Origin of the sequence: Streptomyces sp. RK9 (genome assembly GCF_045070545.1) — a bacterium.
GTDB classification, from domain to species: Bacteria; Actinomycetota; Actinomycetes; order Streptomycetales; family Streptomycetaceae; genus Streptomyces; species Streptomyces alboflavus.
In genome coordinates, this window is the sequence record NZ_CP173703.1 from 1,127,978 (window position 1) to 1,139,981 (window position 12,004).

The 12,004-nt window shown below is 69.2% G+C and carries 11 protein-coding genes; 4 read left to right on the top strand and 7 right to left on the bottom strand.

All coding sequences use genetic code 11. From position 1 onward, the window contains the following. Positions 1-69 precede the first annotated feature (69 nt). Positions 70-804 carry a hypothetical protein gene (locus tag AB6L24_RS04870; protein ID WP_405652469.1) on the top strand — a complete coding sequence of 245 codons (735 nt, stop codon included), beginning with the start codon at positions 70-72 and terminating at the stop codon, positions 802-804. A gap of 131 nt (positions 805-935) precedes the next feature. Beyond that, positions 936-1,202 carry a DUF5988 family protein gene (locus AB6L24_RS04875; RefSeq protein ID WP_405652471.1) on the top strand — a complete coding sequence of 89 codons (267 nt, stop codon included), beginning with the start codon at positions 936-938 and terminating at the stop codon, positions 1,200-1,202. A gap of 131 nt (positions 1,203-1,333) precedes the next feature. On the opposite strand, the gene AB6L24_RS04880 is transcribed toward AB6L24_RS04875, so the two are convergent. From AB6L24_RS04880 to AB6L24_RS04890, 3 genes are all read right to left on the bottom strand, one after another. Beyond that, entirely contained in the window at positions 1,334-3,526 is a 2,193-nt protein-coding gene (locus tag AB6L24_RS04880; protein WP_405652473.1) for an MMPL family transporter, read from the bottom strand. A gap of 83 nt (positions 3,527-3,609) precedes the next feature. Then, the gene (locus AB6L24_RS04885) at positions 3,610-5,202 is read right to left on the bottom strand and encodes a PH domain-containing protein (protein WP_405652475.1); all 1,593 of its coding nucleotides are present in this window, start codon (positions 5,200-5,202) and stop codon (positions 3,610-3,612) included. After that, a complete protein-coding gene (locus tag AB6L24_RS04890; protein ID WP_405652477.1) occupies positions 5,199-5,753 on the bottom strand; it encodes a PH domain-containing protein in 555 nt (184 codons plus the stop codon). The genes AB6L24_RS04885 and AB6L24_RS04890 overlap by 4 nt, the downstream gene beginning before the upstream one ends. Positions 5,754-5,949: 196 nt before the next feature. Between AB6L24_RS04890 and AB6L24_RS04895 the strand changes: the two genes are divergently transcribed. Then, a complete protein-coding gene (locus tag AB6L24_RS04895; protein WP_405652479.1) occupies positions 5,950-7,236 on the top strand; it encodes a sensor histidine kinase in 1,287 nt (428 codons plus the stop codon). 89 nt (positions 7,237-7,325) lie between these two features. Here AB6L24_RS04895 and AB6L24_RS04900 read toward each other — a convergent pair whose 3' ends face one another. Both AB6L24_RS04900 and AB6L24_RS04905 read right to left on the bottom strand, forming a co-directional pair. Further along, complete coding sequence (locus AB6L24_RS04900) at positions 7,326-7,988, bottom strand: response regulator transcription factor (protein WP_030363850.1); 663 nt, start codon at positions 7,986-7,988, stop codon at positions 7,326-7,328. Positions 7,989-7,997: 9 nt separating this feature from the next. Then, positions 7,998-9,257 (bottom strand): sensor histidine kinase, encoded by a 1,260-nt coding sequence (locus tag AB6L24_RS04905; RefSeq protein WP_405652481.1) that lies wholly within the window; start codon positions 9,255-9,257, stop codon positions 7,998-8,000. A 384-nt stretch (positions 9,258-9,641) separates the two neighbouring features. Between AB6L24_RS04905 and AB6L24_RS04910 the strand changes: the two genes are divergently transcribed. Next, positions 9,642-9,842, top strand: coding sequence for a hypothetical protein (locus AB6L24_RS04910; RefSeq protein ID WP_051811729.1), 201 nt, complete (start codon positions 9,642-9,644; stop codon positions 9,840-9,842). A 185-nt stretch (positions 9,843-10,027) separates the two neighbouring features. Here the strand turns inward: AB6L24_RS04910 and AB6L24_RS04915 are convergent, their stop codons facing one another. Further along, positions 10,028-10,774, bottom strand: coding sequence for a thioesterase II family protein (locus AB6L24_RS04915; RefSeq protein WP_405652484.1), 747 nt, complete (start codon positions 10,772-10,774; stop codon positions 10,028-10,030). A 104-nt stretch (positions 10,775-10,878) separates the two neighbouring features. Then, positions 10,879-11,997, bottom strand: a complete 1,119-nt coding sequence (locus tag AB6L24_RS04920) for an agmatinase family protein (RefSeq protein ID WP_380855402.1) — start codon at positions 11,995-11,997, stop codon at positions 10,879-10,881. Positions 11,998-12,004: the final 7 nt, after the last annotated feature.

The following is a 12,004-nucleotide window of genomic DNA, read 5'->3' on the forward strand; positions in this document are numbered from 1 at the left end:
CTTAGCACATTCCGGTGCCCGCGCTTCTTTCCGTACGGGACCGCACGCCTGAGCCGCTGGAGAAACCGCATGATCTTCCGCAAAGATGTCGTCGCCGAAACCGCGGGCGCCTATGACTCGTTGGCCGCCTACTTCCAGGACGTCCGGTCGTTCTTCGAGGTTCTCAGCGTGCGTTTCAGTCTGCCCGAGTACGGGGTGCGGCTGCGCCCCATAGCCGGGAACGAACTGTTCTCGAATGCCAACAGCTACCTGCTGTCCGACGACAGTTCGTACCCCTACTACCTGTGGCTGCCGAGTTGGCTTGGCCGGTTCTACATCGACGCCGACCGGATCGCGGACGGCTGCCGCGCCGATGACGTGCGCACCGCCGACGCCCACCACATCGCGTTCGTGTGGCCGTGGCTCGGCTTCAACGACGCCTACGTCAAGGACGCCGGGGAGCCCGAGTGTTGGTTCGGCGTGGCGGAGCCCCGGCCGCAGGACCCGCGGGAGACGGTGCGCACGACAGCGCAGAGCCTGTTCAACCACTTCCGTCTTGAGCACACCCTCGACGGCGAGGACCAGGGCTGGCTGACCGGGCACTTCACGCCGGACCCGGAGATCGGCTGCAATCTCACGGGCCGTTGGCATCTGCGCCGGGTGCCGCTCTCGGCGCTCACCAGCTATTACGAGGTCGAGCGGAACGTCATCCAGCCGCTCGGCGAGAAGTTCAGCGCGCTCGCGTCCGTACCTCTTGCGTACGCGCCGCACGACCGGCAGCCGCAGGGGCACCCGGAGCCGGTGCCGTCTGCTGTGCGGTCGTGAACTTCCATGAATTCCACGGAGTGAGACACCCCGGCGATAGGGGTTATTGAGGGGTACTGCGGGGCTATCCGAACCCCGCGCGGCCACAGAACAATCTCAACGGTCAGAGGTGTCAAGACGAGAGGTGACCCATGCGAGGAATCGACAGCACCATCTCCGCCATCACGTTGAACTCCGTCCACCTCGAAGGCGGTCCGAGTACGCTTTCGGGGAATGTCGTCCTCGCCGAGTTGAACGAAGTGATCTGCTCCGCCGAGAAGATCAAGATTCGGCACGGAAATGGTTACGAGCACTATGAGTTCATCGACGCGCCGGTCACGCTCGACGCGGCTTCGCTCGACGACGCGTCGGGGCCGCTGAAACTGCGCTGGGTCGGCCGCACGAAAATCGCCGAGTAGCAGCAGACAGCAGGGCACAACTCGCCGGCAGGGTCACGCGCTTCGAGAACCCCCACGAGAAAGGGCCCCCACCGCTTCCGCGGTGGGGGCCCTTTCTCGTGCGGACCGGACCCGGGGGGAATCCGGTCCCGTCAGTCGCCGCGTCCCTGGGGCGGGTAGGACGCGTACGGGCTGCCGGTCTGCGCGGGCACGGGATGCTGGTGCCCGGCGTGCGGGGGCGTGCCCTGGCGCGGCGGCTCCGGGCGGATGCGGCGCGGCCACCACGCGGCCCGGCCGAGCAGGGCGGTGAGCGCGGGCGTGAAGAACATCGCCATCACGAAGGCACCGATGACGATGCCGAAGGCCACCGCGAACCCGATCTGGGCGAGCGAGACATCGCTGGCGAGCATCATCGACGCGAACGAACCCGCGAGGATCACACCGGCCGCGGCCACCGTCGGGCCCGCGTGCTGGATGCTCTTGGCGGTGGCCTCACGCGGGCCGAGCCCTTCCTTGGCCTCTTCGCGCAGGCGCGCCACCATCAGGATGTTGTAGTCGGTACCGATGGCGACCACGAACAAGTACATGATGACGGGCAGGAAGAACGTCAGGCCCGACTGGCCCTGGACCTGCTGGAAGAGGAGCACGCTCGCGCCGAGCGTGGCGCCGAAGCCGAGCGCGACCGACACCATCAGATAGATCGGCGCGACGATGCTGCGCAGCAGCAGGCCGAGGATGAGCATGATGAGCGCGGCCGCCGTCGGGAAGACCACCGAGAAGTCCCGGTTGACGGCCTTGTTGATGTCGACGAACACCGACGTGACGCCGCCGACCTTCGTCTCGGTGCCCTGCGGTGCCGCCTCGTGGGCCGCGGTGCGCAGCGGCCCCCGTACGACGTCCATCGCCTCGCGGCCGTTGGGGTCCATCGTCAGGACGGCGTTGAACTCGGCGGTCCTGCCGTCCTTGCTGAGCTGGGTGCGCGAGGCGCTGCCGACGCCCTTGACCTTCTTGAGTTCGGTGACGAAGGACTTCATGTCGGCGGCGCGGAGCTTCTCGCCGTTGGTGGAGCGCATCAGGACGCTGCTCGGGTTGGTGCTGCCCGCCGGCAGGTCCTTGCTCATGGTGTGCAGCGCGACCTGGGACTCCTTCTTGGAGTTCTCGTCCTCCTGGCTCGCGAAGGTCGGCTTGTAGCCGAACGAACCGAGCGCGAGCACGATCATGAGGAGGCCGGAGCCGATGACGAACAGGCCGGGGCGGCGGGCCACCGCCTTGCCCACGGACCCGAAGCGGGCCGCGCGCGGCTCCCGCTGCCACGACTTGGACGGCCAGAACACCTTGGTGCCCATCAGCGAGATGATCGCCGGGATCAGGGTGAGGCTGGCGAGCAGGGTCACGCCGATGGCGATGGCCAGGGCCGGGCCCATGGAGACGAGGAAGCTGAGCGAGGAGAGCAGCAGCGCCAGGAAGCAGACGATGACGGCGCCGGCGGCGGAGGCGATGGCCTCGCCGACCCGGCCGACCGCGGAGATCATCGCGGTCTTCGGGTCCTCACCGAGCCGCAGCCGCTCCCGGTAGCGGAACATCAGGAACAGGATGTAGTCGGTGCCGACGCCGAAGAGCACCACGATCAGCAGGGACGACACCGAACTGTCGGCCTTGAGATGGAACTCCTTGGCGGCGATCGCGATCAGGCCGTTGGCGATCTGGGAGACGAGCGTGATGCCGACGATGGTGAGGACGGTGATCGTGGGGCTGCGGAAGATGATCGTCATCAGGACGACGATCAGGACGATGGTGCCGATGAAGATCAGCCCGTCGGCCTTCTTGGAGGCCTCCTCGTTGTCGAGCTGAGTGGCGGCGTCACCCGTGACGCCCGCCTTCAGCCCCGAGTCGGCGACCAGCGGCTTGAGGTCGTCCCGCATGTCCTCGACCGCGTGCTGCTGGCCCTTGTCGCCCGCCTTCACGTCGGCCATCGACACCATCACCGTCTGCACCTTCTTGTGCGGTGACGGCGGCGCGGTGACGACCTGCTCGACCTTGTCGTACTTCTTGGCCTGGAGGGCCTTGCCGATCTTGGTGACCTCGGCCGAGTCGGCCTTGTCCAGGGGCTTGCCGTCCTCACGCGTGAAGACCACGATCGCCGACGGGCTGAAGCCCTTCGGGAACGCCTTCTCCTGGATCTTCTGCGCCTGGATCGACTCGTAGTGCTTGGGAAGGAACTCGGCCTGATCGGTGGTGGTGGTCAGCGACGGGGCGTAGCCGATCACGGCCGCCCCGGCGATGAGCCAGCCGATGATCACCAGCCAGCGGTGGCCGACGACGAAACGTCCTAGTGCTTTGAACACGGTTCCTTCCTCCACTCCGGATCACACCGAAGTACTTGGTCGTGCGGGGGCTTGTGGTGCGGCTGAAGAACCAGTGGTGCGGTTCAGGGCTTGTCGCGGTGCTCGCTCGGGTCGGTCGGCGCGCCGCAGAAGGGGGCGACCAGGCCGGGCAGCGCCGCCTCCGCGAAGCGGAGCCCGTCGGCGACGCCGACGTCACGTATGCGCACGGCGCCCTGGCCGGCCGCTGTGGTGGCGGTCAGGGTGCACAGCCCGGCGCGGCGCTGCGTGTAGGTCTGTCTGCCGGTCCAGCCGACGACGCGGTCGCGCCGCAGCGCCACCGTCCGCCGGACGAACGTGCCCTGCCGTACGACGAGGTAGTCGCCGCACAGCGCGTGGCCGAGGCCGCGGTAGGCGTCCACCGCGAGCGGCGCGCCGCAGGCCGCGGTGAGCGCCGCGGCCACGGGGGCGGCCCACCACGGCAGCGCTCCGGCGGCCGTGCCGGCCCCGGCCAGGGCGGCGGCCCCGGCCGGGGCCCACAGGCAACCGCGCACCAGACGGCGGCGCAGCGCGGGCCGGGGGTGGCCGCGCAGCACCGCCTGAGTGATCGGCGACGCCGCCTCGTCGAGGACGTCGGCCGTGATCTGGTGCGCGGAGTTCAGGGGCGCGGCCGGGATGAGCTGGGCCGGGCCGAGCGTGCCGGGGAACCGGGTGCCGCGGCCGCCGAGGCCGGTCGCCAGGAGGCTCAGGCGGCCGGCGGCGAGCAGCCGCAGGGGCAGGGGGCGGCTCAGCTCCACCCCGCAGATCCGCCGCTCGGCCACGGACACCGACCGGGAGGTGAGCAGGCCGCGGCTGATGTGCAGGGCGCCTTCCGGCTCGCGCTCGATGCGGTGCCCGTACCAGGCCTCGGTGAACGCCACGAGGGAACCCGCGACGCCGATGGCGAGCAGCACGAGGGCCACGGCGGCGACGGCCACGGCGAGCGGCACGGCGGACAGCCAGTCCCAGACGCCCCGCGCGGTGCCGCTGTCGGTGACGTCGAGCCCGAGGGTGTCCAGGAGCTTGGAGACACCGGTGACCACGGCCAGGACCCCGGCGAAGGTGGTGACGGTCAGGGGGGCGTAGCGGGCCCACGACCAGCGCATCCGCGCGAGCGGCACCGGCAGCGCGGGGGCCTCGCCGCCGGTGTCGCCCGCGCCCCGGCCGAGCAGCAGCGCCCGGAACTGGACGGCCTGCTCGCGCGAGATCCCGTCGAGGACCAGCTCCTCGTCCTCGCTGCGGGCGGTGTTCTCGCCGGTGCCGACCTTCACGGCCGCGAGCCCGAAAAGCCGGTGCACGGGGTTGGCCGTCAGATCGGCGCTGCGGACGCGGTCGCGGGGGATCGACTTGTCCGTGCGGAAGAGGAGCCCGGAGTGCAGCTCGACCAGGCTGTCGGTGATGCGGAAGCGGGTGGTGCGGTAGCGCACCCACTCGTGTCCCGCCTGGACGCCCGCCACCACGATGTAGGAGCCGAGCACGATCAGGCCGTGGGAGTTGAGCAGGTCCCGGGCCACGAGGATGGCGCCGAGCAGGGGCACGGCCGGGCCCACGAGCCAGCTGACGCTGACCACGATCATGCGCGGGTGCAGACGCTGCCACGGCTGCTCCGCGGTCGGCGGCTGCTTGTCCGGTGCGTCGAGCACCGGTGTACGCACGCTCACGTGCCGTCCTCACGCAGGGCGCGGACGCGCTCGGTGAGGTCCCGGACCAGCTCGTCGGCCAGGTCCTTGTCCAGGCCGACGATGGTGACCGGGCCCGCGGCCGACGCGGTGGTCACGGTCACCGCGGCGAGCCCGAAGAGCTGCATCAGCGGGCCGCGCTTGGAGTCCAGGGTCTGGATACGGGTGAACGGGACGACGCGCCATTCTCGGGTGAGCCAGCCGGAGGTGGCGCACACGGCGTCGTCGCCCGCCTCCCAGCGGTGCACGCGGTAGCGGTACCAGGGGGTGAGCAGCGCGTAGCCCATGCCGAGGGGGCACAGCACCGCGAGGACGGTCCACAGCCAGGACGGGGCGTCCGGGGTCAGCGCCGCAGCCGCGACGGCGGCGAGCACCGGCACCACGACCAGGAGGTTCTGCGTCAGCCACCAGTGGACGGCGCGCCGGTCCGGGCGGCGGGCGGGCCGCGGCAGGCCGAGCGTGAGCGGAACACCGGCGTCCGGATGTGTCGCCTCCGCCCCGTCCCGCGCTGCCTGCCGCATCTGCTGTGGCACTGCCCCTCCGCCCCTGTGGCTGTCGTTGTCCCACCAGCCAAACAACCGGGACGGGGAGCGAGGCAGAGCGCTTCGTGTGGAGTGGAAGCGACCAAGGTTGCAACTTCAGCGGAGCGCTACCCACTTTCGTACGCTCCGCTGTTTCGTATGGACCACGTCCGCTTCGTGGGCGTGTGGGCGACAGTAGGGTGACCGCGTGACAGGGCCGATTCGATGGTTGGGCCGCAGCGCCGTTCAGGACACCATCCTCGTCGCCACTCTCATCGCACTCAACGTCTTCGTCGCCTTCTGGAGCGGCTTTCCCCGGGAAGAGCATCCGCGGTTTGGGCCGTGGGCGGGGTTGGGGTTGCAGGTGGTTGTGGTGGTGGTGTTGGTGGTGCGGCGGGTGTGGCCGTTGTTTGTGTTGGGTGTGGCGACGGTGTCTGCGGTGTTGATGTCGTTGTCGGTGTGGTTGGTGCCGGGGTTGTTGGTGACGTCGGTGGATGGGTCGGGGGTGTGGGTGCCGTTGGCTGCGCCGTTCGCGGCGTATTCGGCGGTGGTGTATTCGTCGCGGCCGCGGGGTGCGTGGGTGTTGACGGGTGTGTTGACTTTGGTGGCGACGCGGTTGTGGGAGTTGTCGTTCGCGGTGGCGGCGTCGGGGGTGTTGTTGACGGCGGTGCCGGCGTTGTTGGGGATGTATGTGGCGGCGCGGCGGGGGTTGATTGTGGCGTTGACGGAGCGGGCGGAGCGGGCGGAGCGGGAGCAGTTTTTGTTGGCGGAGCGGGCGCGGGCGGAGGAGCGGGTGCGGTTGGCGGGGGAGATGCATGATGTGGTGACGCATCGGGTGTCGTTGATGGTGTTGCAGGCGGGGGCGTTGCGGGTGGTGTCGTCGGATGAGCGGGTGCGGGCGGAGGCGGAGGGGTTGCGGGCTGCGGGGTGTCAGGCGTTGGAGGAGTTGAGGGATTTGGTGGGGGTGTTGAGGTCGCCGGAGAGTGCGGTGGGGTTGGTGGGTGGTGTGGGTGATGATGGTGGTGTGGGGGTGGGTGATTGGGGTTTGTCGGTGTTGGTGGAGGAGTCGCGGGCGGTGGGGGTTGAGGTGGTGTTGAGTGAGTCGGGGGATCGTTCGGTGTCGTCTCCGGTGGTGGCGCGGACGGCGTATCGGATTGTGCAGGAGGCGTTGACGAATGTGCGGAAGCACGCTCCGGGGAGTGGGGTGCGGGTGGAGGTGCGGTATGAGGCGGATCGGGTGCGGTTGAGGGTGCGGAATTCGGCTCCGACGGCGGCGGTGGACCGGGAGTTGGCGTCGTCTGGTTCGGGGAGTGGGTTGAAGGGGTTGCGGCAGCGGGTGGAGTTGGTGGGTGGCACGTTCGAGTCCGGACCCCGCCCCGACGGCGGATTCCACATCAAGTCGGTGTTGCCCAGCTATGTGCCGACGACGGTGACGTGGATCCGCTCCGACAACGGCACGCAGTCGGCGTCGGCCGGCACGGCCTTCAACGAGTAGGCGCAGGGCGGACAGCGTGAAGGGCCGGAGCTCATGAGCTCCGGCCCTTCACGCTGTCCGCCCTGCGCCTGCGGGGCTCCCCGCACTCCTCAGCGGCTGACGAGCCCCGCGTCGTAGGCGAGGAGTCCCGCCTGGGTCCTGTTGGTGCACTCCAGCTTCACCAGCATCCGGGAGACATAGCCCTTGACCGTCGCCTCACTGAGGAACAGCTTCGTGGCGATCTGGGCGTTCGACAGGCCTTCGCCGAGGCAGGTGAGGACGTCGGTCTCGCGCTCGGTGAGCTTGCCGACCAGGGCCTTGGCCCGCTCGCGCGCGGCGTCCTCGTCGGAGGACGCGGCCACGATGCGGCGCATGGCGACGGGCGAGAGGACGGTGTGGCCGTCGGCGGCGACGCGGACGAGGCCGATCAGGTCCTCGGGCGGCGTGGATTTCACCAGAAATCCACTCGCGCCGCTGCGCAGTGCCCGCATCACATACTGGTCGGCGTCAAATGTGGTGAGCGCCACGACTTTCGGCGGCTGGTCGAGTTTCATGATGCATTCGATGGCCGTGAGGCCGTCCACGCCCGGCATCCGCAAATCCATGAGAACGAGATCGGGGCGATGCCGCATCACGGCTTCCACCGCGGCGGCTCCGTCATGGGCGGCGTCGACGACCTCGATATCCTCGGCCGAACCGAGAATCGTTCTCAAATGCGCGCAGACCATGGGCTCGTCATCAACAACCAGCACCTTTACGACTTCATGCCCCATGGTCACAGTCTATCCATGGTGCGCTTCCATCGGCAGTACGGCTTCGATGTGGAATCCGCCGTCGGGGCGGGGTCCGGACTCGAACGTGCCACCCACCAACTCCACCCGCTGCCGCAACCCCTTCAACCCACTCCCCGAACCAGACGACGCCAACTCCCGGTCCACCGCCGCCGTCGGAGCCGAATTCCGCACCCTCAACCGCACCCGATCCGCCTCATACCGCACCTCCACCCGCACCCCACTCCCCGGAGCGTGCTTCCGCACATTCGTCAACGCCTCCTGCACAATCCGATACGCCGTCCGCGCCACCACCGGAGACGACACCGAACGATCCCCCGACTCACTCAACACCACCTCAACCCCCACCGCCCGCGACTCCTCCACCAACACCGACAAACCCCAATCACCCACCCCCACACCACCATCATCACCCACACCACCCACCAACCCCACCGCACTCTCCGGCGACCTCAACACCCCCACCAAATCCCTCAACTCCTCCAACGCCTGACACCCCGCAGCCCGCAACCCCTCCGCCTCCGCCCGCACCCGCTCATCCGACGACACCACCCGCAACGCCCCCGCCTGCAACACCATCAACGACACCCGATGCGTCACCACATCATGCATCTCCCCCGCCAACCGCACCCGCTCCTCCGCCCGCGCCCGCTCCGCCAACAAAAACTGCTCCCGCTCCGCCCGCTCCGCCCGCTCCGTCAACGCCACAATCAACCCCCGCCGCGCCGCCACATACATCCCCAACAACGCCGGCACCGCCGTCAACAACACCCCCGACGCCGCCACCGCGAACGACAACTCCCACAACCGCGTCGCCACCAAAGTCAACACACCCGTCAACACCCACGCACCCCGCGGCCGCGACGAATACACCACCGCCGAATACGCCGCGAACGGCGCAGCCAACGGCACCCACACCCCCGACCCATCCACCGACGTCACCAACAACCCCGGCACCAACCACACCGACAACGACATCAACACCGCAGACACCGTCGCCACACCCAACACAAACAACGGCCACACCCGCCGCACCACCAACACCACCACCACAACCACCTGCAACCCCAACCCCGCCCACGGCCCAAACCGCGGATGGCCTTCGTGGTGGGTCTCGTTCCAGACGGCCACGACGACGTTGAGGACGATCAGGGCTGTCAGCAGTGTGATGTCGGTCGCCGTCGGGCGGAAAACGGATGGCTTGCCGGATTCGTCTTCGGACTTTTCTCCGGACGTCCTGGCTGGCTGCACGACAAGCCCACCCCCGTACATGTCGGCTTCGCGCTCTGTGGGTCGTCCAGAGCTTAATGCGTGCGGCGGCTGGGCCCTACCCGCAGCCCTGACCTGGGACTTTAACGTCCCCTTAGCGGCTTTCGCGACCCCTGGCCAAGGCCTCGTCGGCAGGAGCCGTGCACCGGTCGCCCTCGGCACACCAGGTCCACGAGAGGGGGAACGCCGGAGTCGGTCACTACTTTCGTCGGTAGGGGTACCAACGTTTCCCTCTGCCTCGCCACCGGCGTCAACCGGTTGAATAAGTCTTGTTGGCAGCCCGGCAGGAGCAACAACAGAGCAACACCGGCCGGGGCGCGGCGCGAGACAAGACTGCTCACCCGAACAGATCATTTGAGGAGCGACATGCTGTGGGTCGGCATCGTCCTGGTGGTTCAGGGATTCGGTTCATTCCTGACCGAGCGTATTTGGGACACAAAATTCGGTGTCACGGCACTCCTGGGTGACGACAGCCCCTCGTGGGTGGGCCTGGCGATCGGCGTAGTGGGTCTGGCCGTCCTCGCGTACTGCGCGAGTTCACGCAGCCGTAAGTCCGTACACAACTGAAATCCCCCTCCCCCGGGTTATTTGACTCCCCTGCTGCCGCAGGGGCCGAACTCCCGGTGGCCGGTTCTCCCCCGTAACCGGCCACCGGGTTTCTTCATGCCCGAAATCGGGTCCGCAAAGCACATGGCGGGTCGGTCGGCGCGGTGACACGCGCCGACCGACCCGCCATGTGCTGTCTTACGACGTCACGACGTGAAGTGCGTCTTGAGGACGGCGATGACTTCCTGGGCGTGGTCGGTCAGGTAGAAGTGGCCGCCGGGGAACACCTTCATGTCGAAGGTGCCCAGGGTGTGCGGCTCCCAGGCCCGGGCCTCGTCGAGGGTCGTGCGCGGGTCGTCGTCGCCGACCAGGACGGTGATGGGGCTGCCGATCTGGGCGCCGGGCTCGGCGCGGTAGGTCTCGATGGCGGTGTAGTCGCTGCGGATGGCGGGCAGCACCATGCGCAGCACCTCGTCGTCGCCGAGCACCCGCGGGTCGGTGCCGCTGAGCTTGCGCATCTCGGCGATGACGCCGTCGTCGTCGCGCTGGTGGACGTTCTCCGGGCGGTGGCTGGAGGGGGCGCGGCGGCCGGAGGCGAAGACGTGCGCGGGGGCGCGGCCGTCGCGCTCCAGGCGGCGCGCCACCTCGAAGGCGAGGACGGCGCCCATGCTGTGGCCGAAGAAGGTCAGCGGCAGCGAGTCGTCGTACGCGCGCAGGGCGTCGGCGGCGCGGTCGGCCAGCTCGGCGATGGACTCGATGCCCTTCTCCGTGTGCCGGTCCTGGCGGCCCGGGTACTGCACGGCGACGACGTCGGCGACCGGGCTGAGGGCGGCCGACACGGGGAAGTAGAAGCTGGCCGAGCCGCCCGCGTGCGGGAAGCAGACAAGGCGGGCGGTGGCGTCGGGGGCCGGGTGATAGCTGCGGACCCACAGGTCGGCGGCGGCGGTCGTCATGACGGGGTTCCATCCATGGTGAGAAGAGCGGGTGAACAGGCCGAAGGCGGGCCGTGGCCCGCCTTCGACGCGTGCGCGGTACGCGCCCGGGGATCCCGTCCCGCTCAGCGGAGCGGGAAGCGGACCTCACCGGCCACGATCGGGTTCGCGTAGTTCTTGCTGGAGATCTTGATGCGGTTCAGGGCGAGGCCGGTGAGCGCCTCGAAGACGGCCCTGCGGGCGTTCATGGCGGTGGAGTAGCCCGCGTCCAGGTGCGGGGCGACCTCGACCACGTCCATGCCGATCAGGTCCGTCTCGTGCGCGATGCGGCGCAGGGCCATGAACAGTTCGCGGGTGTTGAGCCCGGCGGGCTCGGGGGTTCCGGTGCCGGGGGCGAACGCCGGGTCGAGGACGTCGATGTCCAGGGACAGATAGACGTGGTCGGCGACCGCCTTGGCCTCCTCGATGACCTTGTCGATGACGGCGGCGAAGCCGATCCGCTCGATCTCGGCCATGAAGTGCGAGCGCATGCCGGCCCGGCGCATCCAGTTGAACAGCTGGTCGTCGGGGCCCGAGATGGTGCGGATGCCGACCTGGATGATGTTCGGGCCCGGCACCATCTCCTCGTCGATGAGGCGGCGGATCGGCGTGGTGTGCGTGGCCCGGTGCCCGAACAGCTCCTCGTGGCAGTCGGGGTGCGCGTCGAAGTGGATGACGGCGATGGAGCCGCGCCCGTGCACCTCCGAGAGCGCGCCCACGCTCGGCCACAGCAGCGAGTGGTCGCCGCCGAGCACCACGGGCCGCGCCCCGACCTCGGCGATCTCCCGGACCAGGCCGCGGATGGGCTCCATGGACCGGGTGATGTCGAAGGGGTCGACGGCCGCGTCGCCGTAGTCGACGACCTTCAGGACGTTGAACGGGTTGACGCGGGTCGCGGAGTGCACGAAGCCCTCGGGCGTGGCGTACAGGTAGCGCTCGTCGGCGCGGATGGCGCGCGGCCCGTAGGCGGCGCCGCGGTGTCCGCTGGAGACGTCGACGGGGCAGCCCACCACGGCCACGTCGACGCCGCCCGCCCGCAGGTCCTCCTGGTTGAGGGCCAGGGGCACACCCATGAAGGTGGGCACGCCCGAGTAGGCCGGCTGGGAGTAGTAGCGGCGCAGGTCGATGGGGCCGGGGTCGCGCCGGGGGAAGGTGGAGCGATCGACCTCCCGCCGCCAGGACTCGGACTCGGGTGTCTCGCTCATCTCTCTC